This window comes from Marinomonas arctica (assembly GCF_003259225.1).
GTDB lineage: Bacteria > Pseudomonadota > Gammaproteobacteria > Pseudomonadales > Marinomonadaceae > Marinomonas > Marinomonas arctica.
This window is the reverse complement of record NZ_QHJF01000021.1, coordinates 75,343-96,991: the sequence shown is the minus strand read 5'-3', so window position 1 is coordinate 96,991 and position 21,649 is coordinate 75,343. Positions and strand designations below refer to the sequence as shown.

Sequence of the window (21,649 nt, the reverse complement as noted above, 5' to 3'; positions counted from 1 at the left end):
TTCCATTCTCTGTCGTGCTTTTTTGACCTATTTCCAGCATACTCAATGATTATAATTAATGCATGATTTTTGTTGCTTTATTTGGCGGCAATTTTGTTATTTTTTGGAGCTGTGATGTTCTCTGATAATGCTCGCCCTGTGGCCTGGCCTTTATTCTTCTTTTATTTTTTCTTTTGTGCATTAGTGGGCGTAATGATGCCCTATATCTCCTTGTATTATAAATCGATCGGTTTAACCGCGTCAGAGATTGGTCGGTTAATGTCGACCTTTACGTTGTCTGGCATCTTGATACCGCATTTTTGGGGATGGCTCACCGCGAAAGTAGGGCTGCCTAAGCGCATATTACAAATCGGAATTTTAGGGTGCTTTATTGCTGTTATCCCGTTTAACTGGAGTGACCAATTTGAAACCTTGTGGCTATTAACTTGCACGATGGCTTTGTTTTATTCGGCCTTGATTCCAATGACCGATTCTTTGGCAGTGAGGAGTATTCGTCATTTAGATGTGCCTTATACTCGTCTGCGGGTGGGAGGGTCAATTGGTTATGTATTTGCTGTAACGGGGGCGGGCTTTTTAATTGGTCAGTTCGGTGTCGTTATCGTTATTCCTACTATGTGTGTATTTTTAGCACTGGCGGTGGTGACGTCCTTTTTCCTTAAAGAACAAGCGTACGAGGTCCATACTCAAAAAGCCACCACGTCTTTTTTGGCTTTGGTGAGAACGCCAGAATCTATGTTGTTTTTTGGGTTAGCGTTTTTGGCGTTTATGTCTCATGCGCCTTTTAATGTTTTTTTTGCGGTGCATCTGTCGAATTTGGGTTACAGCGGCCAATACATCGGTTTGCTAATGGCGTTGGGGGTGGTCATTGAGATCGTCTTGTTTTTATTTTTTGGCAATACGATCAAGCGTTTTGATGTGGTTCACATCATTACCTTGTGTTTTATTTGCGGCATGGTGCGTTGGTTTTTAGTGGGATGGTTTGCTTCTGTGGTGTGGGTGCTGATTTTTACCCAGTTGCTGCACAGCATTACATTTGCTCTCTTTCATATGGTCTCTATCGAACAGATTCGGCGTCTGTTTCCAGAGCGTTTTGCTGGGCAAGGGCAAGCTATGTACAGCGCTTTTGCCATCGGGCTCGGTGGCGGGCTTGGTATGGTGATTGCTGGCTATCTATGGGAGTGGATTGGTGGAGCTTGGGTGTTTACTTTGGCGTCTTGTGTGAGCGCGTTGGCGCTAGGAATACTCATGTTCAGTCAGCGCCGCTAGCGATTATATCAGCTTGTGCCGTCGCTTTTTAACAGTTCAATGAAAGCGATGGCGGCACGACTCAATGTTCTTTGCTTGTGGTGTATGACGCCGAGTTTTCTTTCTACGTTTAAATCTGGCAAATTCAAGACCACCAACTTTTCATCGACCAGTGTGGAGGGCAAGAGCGACCACCCCCAGCCGATATTCACTAGCATGGCTAATGTTTCTAAGTTGTTTGTATTCATTCTGACTTTAGGCTTTAGGCCTTGTTTGCCAAAAGCTTGCTCGGCAATTTGTCTAGTAAAGGTGTTTTTATTGGGCAAAACACAAGCATGTTGCGCCAGTTCTATTAGACTGACGTGCTTGGAAAATGCGAGAGGGTGGTCTTTACTGACAACACATGCGAGAGGGTCCGACCAAATAGGCAAGGATTCGATGAGAGGATTTTCTTTATTGGACAGTGTAATAATCCCCAATTCAGCTCGTCCTTTTAATACGTCTTGGTAGGCCTCTTCAGACTGAACAAATTCTATTTCCAATTGTGCACTAGGATAATCTTCCTGAAAGCGCTTTAGTGATTTGGGTAAGCGGTGTAAACCAATATGGTGGCCCGTTGATATGCGTAACTCTCCACTGACATCTTGCATTTGCAAGGTCATACTGCGTTTTATGTCTTGCAGGTCTTCGGCCATCTTGCGTGCTTTGGGTAGCAAACGAATACCCGCTTCGGTTAACTGAACTTGTTTTCCTATGCGGTCAAACAGCTTTACTCCTAGGCTGTTTTCAAGGGCGGCAACGCGTTTGCTCACCGCCGGTTGGGTGATAAAAAGCTGCGCTCCTGCTTCCGAGAACGAAGTTGTTTCCGCGACTTTTATAAAGGTAATCAGTTCAGCGATGTCTACCATTCCAAAAAATTATCCAAAACATGAAAAATATGAATTTGAGTAATTTAAGCCAAAGTTTTAGGATAGCGCAATAGATTTCTGAGGAGAGAGCGTATGTCAGGTAAAACCCTTTATGACAAGTTGTGGGATAGCCACCTTGTTCAGCAACGAGATGATGGCAGTGCATTGATTTATATCGATTTGCAATTGCTTCATGAAGTGACATCACCACAAGCATTTGAAGGTCTTCGCTTGGCTGGGCGCAAGCCTTGGCGTGTGTCGTCAAGCTTAGCCACACCGGACCATAACGTACCGACCACTAAGAAAGAGCGTATTTCTGGTGTGGATGGTATTGAAGATCCTGTTTCGAAAATCCAAGTCATTACCTTGGATGATAATTGCAATGAATTTGGTATTACTGAATTCAACATGAAAGACATCCGTCAAGGCATCGTGCACGTTGTTGGGCCAGAACAAGGTGCGACGCTTCCTGGTATGACAGTGGTGTGCGGTGATTCTCATACTTCTACCCATGGTGCCTTTGGTGCCTTGGCCCATGGTATTGGTACGTCTGAAGTTGAGCATGTATTAGCGACTCAATGCCTTGTACAAAAGAAAAGCCGCAATATGTTAGTCCGAGTGGATGGCGAATTGTCTCCTTGGGTGTCTGCGAAAGACGTGGTTTTGGCCATTATCGGCGCAATTGGTACCGCGGGTGGTACTGGTTACGCGATTGAATTTGGTGGTACAGGTATCCAGTCTTTATCTATGGAAGGCCGTATGACGGTGTGTAACATGGCGATCGAAGCGGGCGCTCGTGTTGGCTTGATCGCGGTAGACGACACGACGATAGAATACGTTAAAGGTCGTCCTTATGCGCCAAAAGGTGAGCATTGGGACATGGCTGTCGAAGCGTGGAAAGATCTTGTGTCTGATAAAGATGCACAATTTGACGAAGTGGTTGTGTTGAAGGCTGAGGATATTAAGCCTCAAGTCACATGGGGAACGTCGCCAGAAATGGTGATTGCGATTGATGAGCCTATTCCTCGTCCTGAAGATCAAAAAGATCCGGTGAAAAAAGAAGGTTACGCACGTGCGTGGAAATACATGGGCCTTGAAGGTAAAACCATGTTGTCCGATGTGACGCTAGACCGTGTTTTTATTGGCTCTTGTACGAATTCGCGTATTGAAGATTTGCGCATTGCTGCGCAAGTGGTGAAAGGTCGTAAAGTGGCGTCTAGCTTGAAGCAAGCGATTGTGGTTCCTGGTTCTGGTTTGGTAAAAGCCCAGGCGGAAAAAGAAGGTTTGCATGAAATCTTCGAAGCCGCTGGGTTAGAATGGCGTGAGCCAGGTTGCTCTATGTGCTTGGCAATGAACGCTGACAAGCTAGGCGCAGGCGAACATTGTGCGTCTACCTCAAACCGTAACTTTGAAGGTCGTCAAGGCTTTGGTGGTCGTACGCATTTAGTGAGTCCTGCTATGGCGGCTGCGGCGGCGATTGCTGGACACTTTGTTGATGTTAATGAGTTTGTTAAACACTAGGAGAGAAGAGCATGCGTCCCTTTACTAAACACACAGGTTTAGCCGCTCCTTTGGATTTGGCAAACGTTGATACGGACATGATTATTCCAAAACAGTTCTTGAAATCCATCAAGCGTACTGGCTTTGGTAAAAATTTATTTGATGAACTTCGTTACGAAGACGAAGGCCAGCCAGATCAAGAATGTGATGGCCGTCCGTTGCGCAACGATTTTGTACTCAACCAAGACCGTTACAAAGGTGCTAGCGTGTTGCTGGCTCGCCAAAACTTTGGTTGCGGCTCTAGCCGTGAGCATGCGCCATGGGCCTTAGACGATTACGGTTTCCGTTCCATTATTGCGCCAAGCTTTGCCGATATTTTCTACAACAACTGTTTTAAAAATGGCCTGTTGCCTATCGTTCTACAAGCAGAAGAAGTGGATCAATTATTCGCTGAAGTGGCGTTGCGTCAAGGTGCGCAAATTACGATAGATCTTGAAAATCAAACGGTTACTTCACCTTCGGGCGCGACATTCGAGTTTACTGTTGATAATTTCCGCAAGCATTGTCTATTAAATGGTTTAGACGATATTGGTTTGACGCTGCAGCAAGATGCCGCTATTCAGCGTTATGAAGAAAAACGAATGAAAGATGCGCCTTGGCTTTTCTTGCCACGCGGTCAATAAATAAAAGACTGAGTTTTTAAGGGTTTAAAATGACTAAAAATGTATTGGTATTGCCGGGTGACGGTATTGGTCCTGAAATCGTAGCGCAAGCAGTACGAGTATTGGATGCGGTAAATGAGAAGTTTTCATTAAATATTCAACATGAAAGTGCCTTGGTTGGTGGTGCTGCTTATGATGAGACTGGGTCTCCTTTACCCGAAACCACGTTAGCAAAAGCGAAAGCGGCCGATGCCATTTTGCTTGGCGCCGTGGGTGGTCCTAAGTGGGATAAATTGGATATGTCGGTTCGCCCTGAAAAAGGCTTGCTTGGACTGCGCTCCAATCTTGACCTGTTTTCGAATCTTCGTCCTGCTATTTTGTACCCACAGTTGGCGGATGCCTCTAGCTTGAAACCAGAAATCGTTGCTGGCTTGGATATTCTGATTGTTCGTGAATTAACAGGCGGTATCTACTTTGGTCAGCCACGTGGTATTCGTACATTAGAAAATGGTGAACGCGAAGGCTTCAATACCTACGTTTATAACGAGTCAGAAATTCGCCGCATTGGCCGATCTGCTTTTGAAGCCGCTCGTCAACGAGGCAAACGTGTGTGCTCTATTGATAAATCCAACGTGCTAGAAGTGACCGTGCTCTGGAAAGAAGTCATGGAAGAAGTGGCGAAAGAGTATCCTGATGTCCAATTGAGCCATATGCTAGTGGATAATGCTGCGATGCAGCTTGTTCGTGCCCCAAAACAGTTTGATGTAATGGTTACTGGCAATATGTTTGGTGATATCCTTTCTGATGCGGCGGCCATGTTGACAGGTTCTATTGGTATGCTACCTTCTGCATCTCTAAACGCAGAAGGTCGTGGTATGTATGAACCATGTCACGGTTCCGCGCCAGATATTGCCGGTAAAGGGATTGCGAACCCATTGGCGACGATTTTGTCAGTTGCTATGATGTTGCGCTATTCTTTAGACGCAAAAGAGGCGGCGGATGCCATCGAGGCGGCAGTAAGTAACGTTCTAGACCAAGGTCTGAGAACGGCAGATATAGCATCAAAAGGATGCGAAACAGTTAGTACGCAAGCCATGGGCGATGCCGTACTTAAAGCGTTAATAGCGCTGCATTAAAAGCTTAATATCATAACGATATTGAGTATTCATTAGGGATACTGCTCTTGGTATGAGTGGCCCCACAAAAAAAGGTAACGTTAACCATGTCAAAACACACTGTAGGTTTAGTCGGATGGCGCGGAATGGTCGGTTCCGTGTTGATGCAACGCATGATGGAAGAAAAGGACTTTGATCATATTGATCCCGTTTTTTTCACCACGTCACAAACGGGGCAGAAAGGTCCAGAAGTTGGTAAAGATATTCCATTACTTCAAGATGCGAACGATATCGAATCGTTGAAGAAGATGGACATTATTATTACCTGCCAAGGCGGGGATTATACCAAGGCTATTTACCCTCAGTTGCGTAATGCAGGTTGGAAGGGCTACTGGATTGACGCAGCGTCTTCCTTGCGTATGGAAAAAGACGCGATTATCGTACTTGATCCAGTTAACTTAGATGTTATCAAGCAGGGTTTAAGCCAGGGTGTGAAAACCTTTGTTGGCGGCAACTGTACGGTTAGTTTGATGTTGTTGGCATTGGGTGGCCTGTTTGAGAAGGGGCATATCGAATGGATGACCTCGATGACCTATCAGGCCGCGTCTGGTGGTGGTGCACGCCACATGCGTGAATTGATCAATCAGATGGGAATGTTGCAGGGTTCTGTTGCGGCAGAGCTTGCTGATCCTGCGAGTGCGATTCTTGATATCGACCGCAAAGTGGCAGAGCAAATGCGCTCGAATACTATGCCTGTTGATCAATTTGGTGTGCCGTTAGCGGGTTCTTTGATCCCGTATATCGATTCCCAGCTGGATAATGGCCAAAGCCGTGAAGAGTGGAAAGCACAGGCTGAAGCGAACAAGATCCTAGGCAATACAGGCGCTATCATTCCTGTGGATGGCTTGTGCGTTCGTATCGGTGCGATGCGTTGTCACAGCCAAGCGTTCACCATCAAGTTGAACAAAGACATCCCTGTTGCGGATATTGAAGGTATCTTGGCACAACACAACGATTGGGTCAGTGTGGTACCTAACGATAAGCAAGCAACGATGGAGCGTTTGACTCCGACAGCGGCGACAGGAACATTGAATATTCCGGTTGGCCGTATTCGTAAACTGAATATGGGGCCTGAGTATATCAGTGCTTTCTCTGTTGGTGATCAGTTGTTGTGGGGGGCGGCTGAGCCATTGCGTCGTATGCTACGAATTTTACTCAACGACTAGTTTTATTGAGTAGGCTTGCTAATAAAAGCGTCGGTCATTTTTGACTGGCGCTTTTTTTTGCTTGCTAGGTGGCTCATGGCGTGTTGTGATGAAGAATGAAATGCATCGTTGAACAGCGGATAAATAGATTTTAGCAAAACATTATAGGAGGCGCTGTGTTGTCTCGATTGCCTAAATGGGTTGAGTATGGCGCGTTTTTACTTGCTCTTGTGGCTGGCAGTGTTAACGCGGTTGCACTACTGGGTTTTCATCATCAAGCGGTGTCCCACTTATCAGGCACGGCGACACTTATCGGCAGTGTTTTGTTCAGTCAATCGTCAGATGCTCTGTTGCATCTAATAGGGATTCTACTCAGTTTTGTTATAGGGTCGGCGATTTCAGGTTACATGCTGACAGGCCGGTCATTAAAGCTCGGTCGATTCTATGATGTGTTGCTGGTGCTAGAGGCTCTATTTTTACTGATCGCGATGTATTTATTGTTAAATAATTATACATCGGGACATTATCTTGCCTCAGCAGCCTGTGGCCTACAAAATGCGCTTGCGACCACTTACAGCGGAGCAGTAGTACGAACCACCCATCTTACGGGTATCTTTACTGATTTGGGTATTATGTTAGGAGAGGCTCTGCAAGGTAAGCCGTTAGATCGACGTAAAGCGTGTTTATTTATTATTATTGTACTAGGCTTTATTTGTGGGGGAGCCTTAGGGTCATGGTTGTTCTTGACGCTTAGTTTTTGGGCTTTATCCATACCTGCGTTTGTCTGCTTTGTGCTCGCTGTTTTGTATCGCTTCGTGGCAACTGCTTCTTAGGGCGAGGCGCAGAAAATTTTCATATTTGGGGATATCGATATGTTGATTTATCGTCTATTGTTAATGAAATGGATGCTTGATGGCGCGTAGGATAAGTGCCTTTAAAATATAGTCTATCGAAAGATTTGCTAGATTTTTAGAGTTATGATATTGATGTGTAAGGTGTTTTGAGTGGAAGAGGGGAGGTTTTTGTAAATGCTTGGCTTTATTCATGATCTTGAGCAAGTATTTACATTATCGGCATTGAAATTAAACGAATTCACCCATAAATTATAGTAAGGGAACAGAGGAGAGCAAAGCGTAAGTTAATAAAAAACCTGATTACAACAGAAGGAAATTCTCTATGTATACATTGAATATTAGCGGTCACCACGTCCAATCTGGTGAAGAAGTTCAAGAAGTAGTAAAAGAAAAAATGGATCACTTGTCGCGTATCAATAATCAGATTACGACGATTAATGTGACCTTAAATACAGAGAAGCATGGGACTCATGAATTAATAGTAGAAGCCAGTGTGCATATTCCTGGCCATGATCTTTTTGCAATGGTTCAAACGGAAAAACAGCTTAAACCTGCCCTTGATATGTTAGTCAGTAAGTTGGAAAAACAGTTGATTAAGCATAAGGCCAAGCCTAAGAATGCTGGTCGACAGCACCACATTAATGCTAAGGATGTAGAAAGTCCTATCGAGCGCCAGTTACAGGCTGAATTTGATGAGCTTGTTGAGCGTGAAGTTATTTAGTTAACCGAACCTTATGGGATAAAGCCTCGCTTATAGCGGGGCTTTTTTGTGCCCGTATAAAAATAGTATGAAAAACTTCATCACTCTTTTTACAGTTATATTTTCCTAAATTAGCTGGCGAATAAGAAAGGAGAAGCGAAATAAAATGCGGTGCAAAAAAAAGCGACACCTGTTAGGGCGTCGCTTTTTTATGTTACACACTACTTAATCAGTACTGATTAAATATTAGTAGCAGGGATAAACTCAACTGGCGCCATTGTCATCGCATCTAATGGTGGCGCGAAGTCTGTTAGGTGTATGCCATCAACAGCCGCTTTGTACTCTTCCAATGTTGGGAAGCGTCCCAATATTGTAGAAAGCACAACAACTGGAGTCGAGCCTAGCAGTGACTCACCTTTCTTCTCGTTAGAGTCTGCTACCACACGACCTTGGAACAAACGAGTAGAAGTGGCAATAACCGTATCGCCTGGTTCTGCTTTCTCTTGGTTACCCATACATAAGTTACATCCAGGGCGTTCTAGGTACAGGATGTTTTCGTACTTAGTACGTGCTTCGCCTTTTGGTTTCGTATCATCGAATTCGAATCCAGCGTATTTTTTCAAAATATCCCAGTCGCCTTCCGCTTTTAACTCATCAACGATGTTGTATGTTGGTGGTGCAACAACCAATGGCGCTTTGAATGTTACACTACCATTTTGTTTTTCAATGTTGCGTAACATCTGAGCGATGATTTGCATGTCACCTTTGTGAACCATACAAGAACCGACGAAGCCTAGATCAACTGGCTTATCTTTATAGAAAGACACTTGGCGAATCACGTCATGCGTGTAACGTTTAGACACATCATCGTTATTCACATCTGGATCGGCAATCATTGGTTCAATGATTTCGTCTAGGTCAACAACGACTTCAGCATAGTACTTAGCATTATTGTCTGGTACGAGAGCAGGTTGTTCGCCTGACTTGATGCCAGCAATACGCTTGTTCGCAAGGTCGATTAGGTGGTGAAGCGTTTTGGCTTCATTTTCCATACCTTTGTCGATCATGATCTGAATGCGTTTTTTAGCAAGCTCTAGAGACTGGATTAAAGTGTCGTCTTGAGAAATGCAGATAGAAGCTTTCGCTTTCATCTCAGCAGTCCAGTCAGTGAAGGTGAAGGCTTGGTCAGCCAACAATGTACCAATATGTACTTCAATGACGCGACCTTGGAAGACGTTTTCACCGCCAAACTGTTTAAGCATTTGAGCTTGTGTGGCGTGTACGATGTCACGGAAATCCATGTAGCTCTTCATTTCGCCTTTAAAGGTCACCTTGACCGATTCAGGGATTGGCATAGTGGCTTCACCTGTTGCCAGAGCCAATGCCACGGTTCCTGAGTCAGCGCCAAATGCAACGCCTTTAGACATACGAGTATGAGAGTCACCACCAATGATAATCGAGGTATCGTCGACAGTAATATCGTTCAACACTTTGTGGATTACGTCTGTCATTGGCGGGTAGACGCCTTTTGGATCACGACCAGTGATTAATCCAAATTTGTGCATGAAAGACATCAACTTAGGAATGTTAGCTTGTGCTTTTGAATCCCAAACAGAGGCTGTGTGACAGCCTGATTGGTAGGCACCATCAACACTTGGAGAAATAACGGTAGCCGCCATAGACTCCAATTCTTGAGCTGTCATTAGGCCCGTTGTATCCTGTGAGCCGACGATGTTTACTTTAACGCGAACATCTGAACCGGCGTGAAGGGCTTTCTTCGATTTTACGCCTACTGCGTTTTTATTGAAGATTTTTTCAACGGCTGTCATGCCTTGATTGTCTTTGGAGATTTCTTTTGCTGGCGCGTAAACGGTTGGTGCCGTGATGCCCAACGTTTCAGCCGCAAATGTTTGCAGTTTCTTGCCGAATACCACAGCGTAAGAGCTGCCAGCTTTCATGAACTCAACTTGCTGAGGTGTGAAAGCGGAAGAGATATCCACTAACACCTTATCACCGTTGTACAGTTTCTTTTCTTTGGTGTTAATCGTTAATACTGTGCCGGTTTCAACAGAATACGCTTGTTCAAGAACGACATCGCCGTTAGCATCAAGTACAGGCTTGCCATTGGCATCCAGCTTTTTCACCCAGTTTTTAAGATCTAGACCAATACCACCGGTTACACCTACCGTAGTCATGAAGATGGGAGAGATGCCGTTTGTACCAGCGACGATAGGGGCAAAGTTTACAAATGGAATGTAAGGGCTTGCTTGTTGACCCGCCCAAAGTGCCACGTTATTCACACCAGACATACGTGATGAACCAACGCCCATTGTGCCTTTTTCAGCGATAAGCATCACTTTTGCATTTGGGTGTTTGACTTGCAATGCTTTGATTTCTTGCTGAGCTTGCGGGGTGATCATGCATTTGCCGTGAAGTTCACGGTCTGCGCGAGAGTGAGCTTGGTTGCCTGGAGAAAGTAAATCTGTAGAAATATCACCTTCCGCTGCAATGTAGGTTACTACTTCGATTTTTTCACTGATGTCAGGAAGTTTGGTGAAGAATTCAGCGTTGGCGTAGCTTTCTAGGATGTCTTTAGCGATCGTATTGCCCGCTTTGTAGGCTGCTGCAATGCGTTCCATGTCCGCTTCATATAGGAATACTTGTGTTTTTAACACGTCAGCAGCAGGCGTTGCGATAGCCAAATCATCGGACAATGCAAGGTCGATCAATACTTTAACAGAAGGGCCGCCTTTCATATGAGAAAGTAGCTCTAGCGCAAATTCAGGGGTGATTTCTTTTACGCTGGATTCGCCTAAAATGATTTCTTTTAAGAATTGTGCTTTAACAACCGCTGCGCTTGTCGTGCCCGGTAAGGTGTTGTAAATGAAAAAAGAAAGAGATTCTTTACGGTGCTCGTGTTTTTCATCTTTGATTTGAGCAATGATTTCAGCAACCAAGTTACCGTCATCAATGGGTTTAGGATGCAATCCTTGGCCTTTACGATTCTCTATTTCTTGTAAGTACTCTAAATATAAGCTCATTTGCACCTCTGAATAATATTTTACGATAATGTTATGTGCTAATAATGGAATGTAGGTTCACGCTATTTCTCTTTGAGAAACATCGCGTGTCTAACTTTCCTGTGTCATTCCTTTGCTTAGCTTTTTCTATACAGATCGTTATAGGTATCAAGGGTTAGACACAATAATGTATCTAAAACAGGTCTTTCGAAATGCCTACAATATGTGTTTAGCATATTGAATCCCTTGGGCTTTCATTTTCGACTTTACCGGTCGCAATGTTGGAAAACGTTGGATTGATTTAACCAATCAACGTTTTCACTATCTTTACCATTTTTTGATGGGCTTATTTTATAGAAAAAAAGCGCTAAAGACTTACTCTAAGCCATAACAATTTCGAATAGGTGACATTTAGCGGAATTATTCTGATTTAGATATGTCATCATGTTGCTGAATAATGCGTACGACTCTAAAACCCCAATTACTGGCTTTTAGTGTCGGCTCAGCTCGATATCGAGTGGCACTTCTGCCTACTCTTGGAATGTCAAACCAAGATCCACCGCGCAACACTCTGCTGTCACACTGGTCTGATAGCCACACTTGGTTTTTGCTCGGTGCGCCTTCATAAGAGTCGTGATAGCAATCTTCAACCCACTCCGCTACGTTACCATGCATATCAAACAAGCCTAGAGGATTACTCGCCTGACTGCCAACAGGGGCAGTGGAAACGCCATCCCATTGACTCCCACAACTATCACATACACTGTAGCCTGGTTTGACGTTATTGCCATACCAGAAAGCGGTGCTGGAATCGGCTCTGGCAGAATATTCCCACTCTATTTCTGTCGGGAGGCGGTATTCTTCGTTGGTTTGATCAGACAACCAAGCTGTATAGGCCTTAGCGTCGTACCAACTAACGTTAATGACCGGACGTTGGCCGCGCCCCCATCCATTGTCTGGTGGTAGGTCGCGTCCTGTGGCTTTGGCAAATCGATCATATTGATCAAAGGTCACTTCGTGTTTACTGATAAAAAAGCCATTGGGAATGTCAACTTCATGAACCGGCTTTTCATTATCGTCACCTATTCTATTTTGATCCCCCATCATGAATGTGGCCGGCGGAATTTTTTCTATTTTAGGGGCTGTACCGCCAGAGATGAGTGGTTCTTCAAGTGTTTGTGGCAGTGCTTCAAAGTGCGTTTGCGCTTCTACTTTTGGTTCAGGTGTTGGCGCATTCACTGTTTCTTCTTGCCGAGGTTCAGGCCATAAAATGACGGCGGCAATGAGACCTGAAGCCAGTGATGCTCCAGCGATAATCATCGTTTTCGAAGACGTATTGCGAATGTAGCGCTTAATAGCGCGTTTTGTGCTTGAGCTGGGGTTAGCTTCGGGTTTGTAGAGATTTGCCCGCAGCATCTGAATGACTTCGGTCAGAGATTTTGGTCTGTGGCGTTCGCTCTCGCGGCTCCATTTGAGTAGGCGGCTCCAGGTCGCATCACTGAGGTTTGGGTGTGTGTCAGGCAGACTCGTTGCAAAGTCTTTATCAAGAATCGATTCTCCTAATAGTGCTGCCATTAACAGTTTCATAAAAGCAAAACTGTCGGAGATAGGGGCGCGTTTTTGTTCTTTTTTTGAGTATTCAGGTGGAAAAAGACGCACATCCATTTCGGTTTCTTCAATACGCTTCATCCAATTGTAACAGCCAAATCCCGTCATTATGCCCAAACCATTGACCACATGGATGGAATTCAAATCTAGATGCCCGTGAAAGAGTCCATTTTTATGGACCTGATCTAAGGCCTTCGCCATATTGTCAAACAAACCGATGACGACATTTAGTGGCGCCCCGTCTGGGTATTTACCTAAAAAGCTGTATAAGTTCTCTCCACCACAAACAGCAGAACATGAAAATACCCATAAATTTGAGTAAAAAGGAGGGTAATTAGGGGTGATCGCAGGGTGTTTTACACTGGCGTATTTTCTTGCGTTCTGTAAAAAATCTTCAACTTTGCCTTTTTTAGGTTGGAAGAAGCGCAGCACAAAAGGGCGCCCACCTTGGTCTGCGACCCAAGTAGTTTTGGAGCTATCGACTGGGTAATTTAGAACGTAAGGGTCGAGCTCGACACCAACATGTTGTCCAATCTTTAGTTTTTGGGAGTCATAAAAATCATTCATTACGAATTTGATATCCAAATCAAGACGTTGCTGCCTAAGTGTTTAATACAGGGTATAATCACGTTTTTTAACACAAAAAGGTAGAGTAATGTTATCTGCATACCCAGAGCTTGTTGAATTTCTTCCATGCAAATCTCCTGAAGCATGGGTAAATTGGGCGATAGAGAATCAAACCTTGCTGTTAAATGATCACGCTCATTGTGAGAAAAAAGCCGCGTCAACGGCTATGAGTCTAATGTATCGGTATGTGGATCGCGATAATCTGTTGCATAAAATGTCCCGTTTAGCTCGGGAAGAGTTGTTGCATTTTGAGCAAGTGCACAAATTGATGCGCAAAAGAGGGGTTGCTTATGAGCATCTAACCGCATCACGTTATGCCGACGGTATGCGTAAGCATATCAGAACTCACGAACCTGCACGCTTGGTTGATACTTTAATCATCGGCGCCTTTGTTGAGGCGCGTTCTTGTGAGCGCTTTGCCATATTAGCACCTCATCTAGACGAAGAGTTGTCTAGGTTTTATGTCTCCTTGCTTAAATCGGAAGCGCGCCATTTTGAAGACTATCTCGAGCTTGCTCAGGAGTATGCCAACGAGGCAATTGATGATCGTGTTGCGTTCTTCAGAGAGTTAGAACGCCAGTTAATCACGGAGCCTGATGTCGAGTTTCGTGTGCACAGCGGGCCTCCAGGCGTCAATTAAGTTACAAATTGCCACAATCTATTTCTTCTGCTGAATGGAGAGTTTTTAAGAGGCTGCTACACTAATATTTGAGGCCTTGGTGTCCACGCTGTGGATAACGGCCTCATGGTATTACTCGATACTCTGGAGAAATATAATGGGCATACATAAGAGCGAAACCCTCCCAGATGTTACTTATTGGCTTGCCTTAGAGATTGCTAAAGTCGATCCTGTTGTTGATTTGGATGTGATGTATAAGGGGTCTTTAGAACTGGACTTTTTATATCAATTGCTGACTTGCAAAGTACAGCAGCACTGGTGGCAAACTTATGGTATTCAATTAAGCCCTGTCATTGTCAATAATGCCTTTTTCCGCGCAGTGGCTATGTTGCATAACCGCAACATTGAATTTAGCCGATCTCGTAATTCCGAAGAGACGGTTTGGGTTCGGCAGCTGTTGAAGCGTTAAATGGGCGTTCTGGCCATGGCTGGATGCGATGGTTAGAGTGATATGAACGTACTCAGTATGTAGCGTTTTTTTGCTGCGGTATTCATGTAAAAACGCCCCAGCGAATGTATTGGCTGAGGCGTTCGATTTTTGCGTGGTATTATGTGCGTTTACACAGAGAGTATTTCGCGCTGTATTTCTTTTAATCCAACCAGCCCATATTGTAAAAAATCATCCACAGGAGCGCGATATTGGCGATAAATGCTTCCTTCAATACTGGCGAGCCAAACAGCGTCGTCCCAGTCTCCAAGTACACAGCGTAAGCAGTTGTCTGCTTTATGGATATCTGGTCGATGGGTGTGTCCATGAATAACCGTTTTGCATTGATGGTGTTCCAAAGACGCTTTTACGGCGCTTGCTGTGACATCCATGATGTCCATGGATTTTTCTGTCGCCATGGCTTTACTGTCATTACGAAGCTGCGCCGCAAGCGCAATGCGTTGCTCTAATGGCATGGCTAAAACATGTTCTTGCCAAGCTTTGGAGCGAACCGTTGTTCGAAAAGCTTGATATTCTGTGTCTTCTAAACAATATTCGTCGCCATGGGTGAGAAGGACAGCGTTTCCGTCTATGGATAAAAGTGCTTGTTCTTGCATAAAAGAGGCATTAACCCGAGATAACCATGCTTGACCTATGAGAAAATCTCTGTTGCCATGCAGAAAATACAGTTTAATGCCTGAGTGTGTCAGCGCTAGGAGCGCGTTCTCTATTTGGGTGTTCCAATCGGCTTGGAAATCGTCACCGATCCAAGCTTCGTAGAAATCACCTAGAATATACAGTTCCGCTTCTTCTTGGCGAGCAATCAGTTCTTCTGTCATTTGAACAAACGCCCGGATGAGATCCGGACGTCTGTCGCTCAAATGCAAATCTGAGATAAAGTAACGAATCATTAGCCTTCGCTTTTTACCAATTCTGCACTTTCGATGATGACGTCTTCAGCAGGCACATCTTGGTGGCCTGATTTCATTGTCGTTTTCACTTCCTTGATTTTGTTAACGACATCCATACCGGCCGTTACTTTACCAAATACTGCGTAGCCCCAACCGTCAGGCGTCTTGCTGCGGTGGTTTAGGAAGCTATTGTCTGCCACGTTGATAAAAAACTGTGCTGAGGCAGAGTGTGGGTCCATGGTACGAGCCATAGCTAAAGTACCAATTTCATTTTTTAGACCGTTGTCAGCTTCGTTTTCGATGGCTGTGCGCGACTCTTTTTGTGTCATGCCTGGCTCAAAGCCGCCGCCTTGAATCATAAAACCATTGATAACACGGTGAAAAATAACGCCGTTATAAAAGCCTGACGTCACGTAGTCTTCAAAGTTTTTCGCTGATTTTGGCGCTTTCTCGTAATCCAGTTCAACGTGAATGTCACCGTGATTTGTGTGCAAAATAATCATTTAAGATTCCTTGTTTAATGAACAGTAAAGTTTCGTTTATCTAATCAATGTTGAGCATTTTATGTGTTTGTAAGCTAAGACGCCACCTTGGATGCGATAAACAATAGTGCAAAGTGGCTTGTTGGGTATCAATGAGCGGTATTTGATCTGCTGTTAAATGGCTTTGGTCCATGGGTTGCAGGTAGAAATGTGCAAAATCCAGTGTTTCAAATAATTCTGGCGAGAGGTGTGATTGCGGAAACACCAGCTTGAGTTCATCGCCTTTTGATACGACTAAAGGCTTGGCTGTTTTGGGGCTAACACAAACCCAATCTATACCTTGCGGGAGCGCGATTGTGCCGTTGGTTTCTATGGCAATGGTATAACCGTGTTGCTTCATTTCGACTATGAGGGCCTCGTCGAGTTGAAGGGCGGGTTCGCCCCCCGTAAAAACAACGTATTTATGCCCTTGACCATTTGGCCACAGTGAATCGATGTGGGTGCGTAGCTGTGCTGCGGTGGTGAATTTTCCACCATGCTGCCCATCGGTACCGATAAAATCAGTATCACAAAATTGACATTCAGATTTGGCGCGTGTTTTTTCTAGGCCAGACCATAAGTTGCAGCCGGTAAAACGGCAAAATAGAGCAGGGCGTCCCGCATGGGCGCCTTCACCTTGTAATGAATAAAAAGCTTCTTTAATTGAGTACATTGGGTTATACCTATTACATACTGACAAGCAGCATCTCGAAAAACAGTCGAGGTAAGGGTTATAACTTTAGTTGATAATTTAATGGCGAAACTGGTCATTTGTGGAACAAAAGCCAACTCGCATTAAAGCAAACACACTAAAATCAGTTTAAGTTTTGGGTTTAACTCTGTGGTTACCCTTCGTATTCTAGTGGATCTGTTTTGCCTTGTTCTGCAAACGCTTCTAGGCGTTCGTTACAGGCGCCACATTTGCCACACGATTTTTCTCGGCCATTGTAACAGGTCCAGGTATTGGCATAGTTAAGATTCATGCTTAATCCTGCTTTTAAAATCTCGCCTTTTGAAGAATGCAAAAACGGTGTGACGATTTCAACGGATTGATAGTTTGCTATTTTTGATACCGCGTTCATGGCCTCGACGAATTCAGGGCGACAATCTGGGTAAATGTGGTGGTCGCCAGAGTGCGCGCCGTAATAGACTTTGCCAGCCTCTAATGACACCGCATAAGCAATGGCCATGGAGAGTAAGACCATATTACGGTTTGGTACTACGGTTGACTTCATACTGTCGCTTTCGTAATGGCCTTCCGGGATTTCAGCATCGCCGGTGAGCGATGAGTTTGCCATTAAACTGTTGATTGCCGTAATGTCGACCACTTTATGAGAAACGCCTAATTCACGACATACCTGTGCGGCAACCTCGAGTTCTTTGCTGTGCTTTTGTCCGTAGTTAAAAGATAAAGCATAAACATCCAATCCGTTTTGAATGGCCGTATTCAGAACAGTGAAAGAATCCATTCCTCCTGAATACACAACGACGGCTTTTTCAGACATGTTTGTGTCCTCGTAAAGGTCTTTTTGAATGAAAAAAGACAAGGTTAATAAAGCGCTGGAGTATAACAGAAGCGCGAGATACCAAACTAGGAAACTCTGCATAAGACAGTATAAAGGGCGAGAGTAAAAATAAGGGTTTACAGTCAATTTCATCTTTGAGCGCCGTCACCTATAATGCCACTCTTTCGGCTTTTTGTGTGTTAATTAGGTCGCAGTTTCCGTTTTGACCGCCATTATCACCCCTATGACGCTGATGCCGAATCAGTACATAGATTTCTCATTGTCTAATCCTTGGTTGCTTGGTGCGCTCGCGGCTTTCGTTTTCGGTGTTTGGCGTCAGCAACAGTTGTTGACCATTCAAGTGGGCGTTTTGGTTTTCTTTGTGGCGAAATACGGATTTTCTTTATAAAAAAGAGAAAAACACTGAAAAGAGTTTCTGCTCAATATCCCATGCAAACTTAAATACTATATACTTACCGGTCAAAGTAACAATATTGTTAGACCAACACTTATCGGGACTTACATCAAACATGTCAGAAACGTCTAAACCAGGTAATTTTATTACCCAAATCATTGATAAAGATAACGAATCAGGTAAGCATGGCGGTAAGGTTCTTACTCGCTTTCCACCTGAGCCAAATGGCTACTTACACATTGGTCATGCGAAATCCATTTGCCTTAACTTTGGCTTAGCGCAGCGTTACAACGGTCAATGTAATCTACGTTTTGATGACACCAACCCTGAGAAGGAAAGTGTTGAATACATAGAGTCTATTAAGCGTGATGTGGAATGGCTTGGCTTCCAGTGGAGCGGTGAGCCTAAATTTGCCTCGGACTATTTTGACGAGCTATTCGATTTTGCGGTTCAGCTTATTCAGGCCGGTAAGGCCTATGCTTGTGAGCTAAACGCAGAGCAGATGCGTGAATACCGTGGCACGTTGAAAGAGCCCGGCAAGAACAGTCCATTCCGTGACCGTACCGTAGAAGAAAACATGGCCATTTTCATGGACATGAAAGACGGTAAGTACAAAGATGGTGAAGTGGTTTTGCGTGCCAAAATTGATATGGCTAGCCCAAATATTAACATGCGTGATCCTATCATTTATCGCGTTCGCCATGTGCACCATCATCAAACGGGTGATAAGTGGTGCGTGTACCCAATGTACGACTTCACACATTGCTTGTCCGATGCATTGGAAAATATTACGCATTCTGTTTGTACGCTGGAATTCCAAGATCACCGACCATTGTACGATTGGGTACTAGAAACATTAAATACAGCGCATCCGCAGCAAATTGAATTCGCGCGTTTGAACTTAAACTACACAGTGACGAGTAAGCGTAAGCTTAAGCAGCTAGTGGATGAAAAACACGTTCATGGTTGGGATGACCCGCGTATGCCAACGATTTCTGGTCTGCGTCGTCGTGGTTACACGGCGTTGTCTATCCGAAATTTCTGTGAGCGTATTGGCGTGACCAAATCTGACGGTGTTGTGGATGTAGGCATGCTGGAGCACGCTATTCGTGAAGATTTGGACGCAAGCGCCAATCGTGTCATGGTGGTGTTAAATCCAATTAAGGTGACCTTGACCAACTATCCTGCCGACAAAGAAGAAATCTTCACAGTTGGAAATCACCCGAAAAACGAAGAAGCGGGTACGCGTGAAGTGCCGTTTAGTAAGGATCTGTACATTGATGCGGCGGATTTTGCTGAAGTGCCACCTCGTAAGTGGAAACGTTTGACACTGGATGGTGCGGTTCGTCTTCGTGGCGGTTACGTGATTACCTGTGATGAGGCAATCAAAAACGAAGCCGGTGACGTGGTCGAGCTGCTTTGTCGCTATGATGAAAATACCCTTGGTGTGAATCCAGAAGATTACAAACCAAAAGGTGTGATTCATTGGGTTAGCGCAAAACATGCAGTAGACGCAACGGTGAATCTTTATGATCGTTTGTTCGTTAATGAAGCGCCAGACGCGAATTATGAAGACAAAACTTTCTTAGACTTTATCAATCCAGATTCTTTGACTGTGCTAACCACTGCCAAAGTTGAGCCTTCATTGGTGGCGTCTGATAAAGGTCAGGGCTTCCAGTTTGAGCGTGAAGGGTATTTCTGCCGAGATTTAAAAGAAGACGGTTTGGTATTTAACCGCACGGTAACATTGCGTGACTCTTGGGCAAAGATCGAAGCAAAAGGAAATTAAGCGCATGCTGAAGATTTATAATACCCTCAGCGGTAAAAAAGAAGTTTTCAAACCGATTGTTGAAGGCAAAGTCGGCATGTATGTCTGTGGCAATACAGTTTATGACTTCTGCCACATAGGGCATGCACGTGCGATGATTTCCTTCGATGTTATTTCGCGTTTTATTCGCCATCTTGGTTACGATCTGAATTATGTTCGTAATATTACGGATGTTGATGACAAGATCATCAAACGTGCTGAAGAGAATAATGAATCAACCCAGTCTTTGACTGAGCGAATGATTGCAGCACAGCGCGAAGATGAACTGCGCCTTGGAAACAAAATGCCAAATCGCGAGCCAAAAGCGACGGAATTTATGCAAGAAATTATCGATATGGTGCAAATCCTTATTGATAAAGGTTTTGCTTATCAAGGCGCTTCTGGTGACGTTTATTATCGAGCGACGAAATTCAAAGATTACGGCAAATTAAATAATCGTAAACTTGAAGATATGTTGGCCGGTGCGCGAATTGATGTTGAGGTGGCGAAAGAGCACCCGGCAGATTTCGTTTTGTGGAAACAAGCGAAAGCTGGCGAAGTGTCTTGGCCGTCACCTTGGGGTGATGGTCGTCCTGGTTGGCACATTGAATGTTCTGCTATGTCGACGAACTGTCTAGGTAGTCATTTTGATATTCATGGTGGCGGTCCTGACCTTAAGTTTCCGCACCATGAAAATGAAATTGCTCAGTCAGAAGCGGCAACCGGTAAAGACTATGTTAACTACTGGATGCACTGTGGTGCGGTTCGCGTAAATAACGAAAAGATGTCCAAGTCTTTGGGTAACTTTTTCACAGTGCGTGATGTATTGGCTAAGTTTAATCCTGAAGTGGTTCGTTATCTGATGGTGTCTAGTCAGTATCGCAGTGCCATTGATTATTCAGATCAAAGTTTGCACGACGCAAAAGTGGCGTTAGAGCGTCTTTATACGGCATTGCGTTACCAGCCCATTGCTGAATCCTATGTATCGACAGAATTTACTGCGCGATTCGAAGAGGCTATGAAGGATGATTTTAATACCGCTGTGGCGGTTTCTGTTTTATTTGAATTGGTTCGAGATTTAAATAAAGCGAAAACTGAGGACGCGGATAAGGCATCAAAATTGGCTGCGGAGCTACGTTCTTTGGCGGAATTGCTTGGGTTGCTTTACCAAGACCCAGAATACTTTTTACAAAATAGTACGGTATCTGAAGGGCTGAGCGAAGCGGCAATACAGACTTTGATTGATGAAAGAGCACAGGCACGCAAAGATAAGAATTTTGCGCGCGGTGACGAGATTCGTGATGAATTAGCCAGTCAAGGTATTGAGCTTTTGGACAGTCGTGAAGGAACAACTTGGACTAGGCATTAAGTGTATTTCGCAAAAGCAGAACAAAAGAGTGGGCTATAATAAATAAAAAGGCGATGGGAGCATCGCCTTTTTATTGTGTTGTGGTTTGCGTTGTCGGTTTAGTCTTTCACAACTTTGACGGCCAGTACGTCGCACGGTGCGCCATGCAGTACACCGTTGGCAGTAGAGCCCAATAAAAGTGCTAGACCATGACGGCCATGGCTACCAACCACAATAAGATCGACTCTTTTTTCTTCGGCAATACGGTGTATTTCGCTTTCTATGCCACCTTGGGAAATACAGCTTTCGCTCACGGGAACATCAAGCTGGGCCTCTAGGATGGATATACGTTCTTTGGCGGTTTCTTGCAGTTGGGCTTGAATGTCAGTTATGTCGATTGGTACATCACCGCCGTAGGCATAGTTCAAGGACTCAATGACATGGAGTATGGTCAGTTCTGCGCCGGTTGCTTTACATAATGCGACAGCTTTATTGGCAACCTTAATGCTTTCATCGGTTAGATCAACAGCGAGTAGAATTCTGTTATACATCATAGAACACCTCCAAAAATTGGCTTGATTAACTTATTTTA

Annotated in this window: 19 protein-coding genes and 1 pseudogene; 12 read left to right on the top strand and 8 right to left on the bottom strand. The window is 44.4% G+C overall.

All coding sequences use genetic code 11. The annotated features are described in order from the left end of the window. Positions 1-114 precede the first annotated feature (114 nt). Entirely contained in the window at positions 115-1,266 is a 1,152-nt protein-coding gene (locus DK187_RS13280) for an MFS transporter (RefSeq protein ID WP_111607833.1), read from the top strand. An 8-nt stretch (positions 1,267-1,274) separates the two neighbouring features. On the opposite strand, the gene DK187_RS13275 is transcribed toward DK187_RS13280, so the two are convergent. Continuing rightward, the gene (locus DK187_RS13275) at positions 1,275-2,153 is read right to left on the bottom strand and encodes a LysR family transcriptional regulator (protein WP_111607832.1); all 879 of its coding nucleotides are present in this window, start codon (positions 2,151-2,153) and stop codon (positions 1,275-1,277) included. A gap of 93 nt (positions 2,154-2,246) precedes the next feature. On the opposite strand from DK187_RS13275, the gene leuC reads away from it, so the two are divergent. From leuC to hpf, 6 genes are all read left to right on the top strand, one after another. Next, positions 2,247-3,674 carry a 3-isopropylmalate dehydratase large subunit gene (gene leuC / locus DK187_RS13270; RefSeq protein WP_111607831.1) on the top strand — a complete coding sequence of 476 codons (1,428 nt, stop codon included), beginning with the start codon at positions 2,247-2,249 and terminating at the stop codon, positions 3,672-3,674. Positions 3,675-3,685: 11 nt separating this feature from the next. Then, the gene (gene leuD / locus DK187_RS13265; protein ID WP_111607830.1) at positions 3,686-4,336 is read left to right on the top strand and encodes a 3-isopropylmalate dehydratase small subunit; all 651 of its coding nucleotides are present in this window, start codon (positions 3,686-3,688) and stop codon (positions 4,334-4,336) included. Positions 4,337-4,365: 29 nt separating this feature from the next. Further along, complete coding sequence (leuB, locus tag DK187_RS13260) at positions 4,366-5,451, top strand: 3-isopropylmalate dehydrogenase (protein ID WP_111607829.1); 1,086 nt, start codon at positions 4,366-4,368, stop codon at positions 5,449-5,451. 86 nt (positions 5,452-5,537) lie between these two features. Beyond that, complete coding sequence (asd, locus tag DK187_RS13255; protein ID WP_111607828.1) at positions 5,538-6,656, top strand: aspartate-semialdehyde dehydrogenase; 1,119 nt, start codon at positions 5,538-5,540, stop codon at positions 6,654-6,656. Between the two features lie 155 nt (positions 6,657-6,811). Then, positions 6,812-7,468, top strand: coding sequence for a YoaK family protein (locus DK187_RS13250; protein ID WP_111607827.1), 657 nt, complete (start codon positions 6,812-6,814; stop codon positions 7,466-7,468). A 343-nt stretch (positions 7,469-7,811) separates the two neighbouring features. After that, the gene (gene hpf, locus DK187_RS13245; protein ID WP_111607826.1) at positions 7,812-8,210 is read left to right on the top strand and encodes a ribosome hibernation-promoting factor, HPF/YfiA family; all 399 of its coding nucleotides are present in this window, start codon (positions 7,812-7,814) and stop codon (positions 8,208-8,210) included. Between the two features lie 218 nt (positions 8,211-8,428). Here hpf and DK187_RS13240 read toward each other — a convergent pair whose 3' ends face one another. Together DK187_RS13240 and DK187_RS13235 are read right to left on the bottom strand one after the other, a co-directional pair. Further along, a complete protein-coding gene (locus DK187_RS13240; RefSeq protein WP_111607825.1) occupies positions 8,429-11,230 on the bottom strand; it encodes a bifunctional aconitate hydratase 2/2-methylisocitrate dehydratase in 2,802 nt (933 codons plus the stop codon). Positions 11,231-11,629: 399 nt separating this feature from the next. Then, positions 11,630-13,384 carry a formylglycine-generating enzyme family protein gene (locus DK187_RS13235; RefSeq protein WP_111607824.1) on the bottom strand — a complete coding sequence of 585 codons (1,755 nt, stop codon included), beginning with the start codon at positions 13,382-13,384 and terminating at the stop codon, positions 11,630-11,632. Between the two features lie 88 nt (positions 13,385-13,472). Between DK187_RS13235 and DK187_RS13230 the strand changes: the two genes are divergently transcribed. Both DK187_RS13230 and DK187_RS13225 read left to right on the top strand, forming a co-directional pair. Next, positions 13,473-14,084, top strand: a complete 612-nt coding sequence (locus DK187_RS13230; protein ID WP_111607823.1) for a MiaE family protein — start codon at positions 13,473-13,475, stop codon at positions 14,082-14,084. Between the two features lie 136 nt (positions 14,085-14,220). Next, positions 14,221-14,532 (top strand): hypothetical protein, encoded by a 312-nt coding sequence (locus DK187_RS13225; protein ID WP_188322886.1) that lies wholly within the window; start codon positions 14,221-14,223, stop codon positions 14,530-14,532. A gap of 149 nt (positions 14,533-14,681) precedes the next feature. Here DK187_RS13225 and DK187_RS13220 read toward each other — a convergent pair whose 3' ends face one another. The 4 genes from DK187_RS13220 to queC all read right to left on the bottom strand — a co-directional run bounded on the left by DK187_RS13220 (position 14,682) and on the right by queC (position 17,487). Beyond that, on the bottom strand, positions 14,682-15,461 hold the full coding sequence (locus DK187_RS13220; protein WP_111607822.1) for a UDP-2,3-diacylglucosamine diphosphatase: 780 nt from the start codon (positions 15,459-15,461) through the stop codon (positions 14,682-14,684). Beyond that, a complete protein-coding gene (locus DK187_RS13215; protein ID WP_111607821.1) occupies positions 15,461-15,964 on the bottom strand; it encodes a peptidylprolyl isomerase in 504 nt (167 codons plus the stop codon). The genes DK187_RS13220 and DK187_RS13215 overlap by 1 nt, the downstream gene beginning before the upstream one ends. A 40-nt stretch (positions 15,965-16,004) precedes the next feature. Continuing rightward, complete coding sequence (gene queE / locus DK187_RS13210; RefSeq protein ID WP_111607820.1) at positions 16,005-16,655, bottom strand: 7-carboxy-7-deazaguanine synthase; 651 nt, start codon at positions 16,653-16,655, stop codon at positions 16,005-16,007. Between the two features lie 172 nt (positions 16,656-16,827). Further along, complete coding sequence (queC, locus tag DK187_RS13205) at positions 16,828-17,487, bottom strand: 7-cyano-7-deazaguanine synthase QueC (RefSeq protein WP_111607860.1); 660 nt, start codon at positions 17,485-17,487, stop codon at positions 16,828-16,830. 220 nt (positions 17,488-17,707) lie between these two features. Between queC and DK187_RS13200 the strand changes: the two are divergent. From DK187_RS13200 to cysS, 3 genes and pseudogenes are all read left to right on the top strand, one after another. Next, positions 17,708-17,896: pseudogene (locus tag DK187_RS13200) on the top strand (AzlD domain-containing protein); the annotation flags it as partial. Between the two features lie 121 nt (positions 17,897-18,017). Beyond that, positions 18,018-19,691: a glutamine--tRNA ligase/YqeY domain fusion protein gene (locus DK187_RS13195; RefSeq protein ID WP_111607818.1), complete on the top strand. Its 1,674-nt coding sequence runs from the start codon at positions 18,018-18,020 to the stop codon at positions 19,689-19,691. Between the two features lie 4 nt (positions 19,692-19,695). Continuing rightward, positions 19,696-21,078 (top strand): cysteine--tRNA ligase, encoded by a 1,383-nt coding sequence (cysS, locus tag DK187_RS13190; RefSeq protein ID WP_111607817.1) that lies wholly within the window; start codon positions 19,696-19,698, stop codon positions 21,076-21,078. Between the two features lie 98 nt (positions 21,079-21,176). Here the strand turns inward: cysS and DK187_RS13185 are convergent, their stop codons facing one another. Further along, positions 21,177-21,611, bottom strand: coding sequence for a universal stress protein (locus DK187_RS13185; protein WP_111607816.1), 435 nt, complete (start codon positions 21,609-21,611; stop codon positions 21,177-21,179). Positions 21,612-21,649 lie beyond the last annotated feature (38 nt).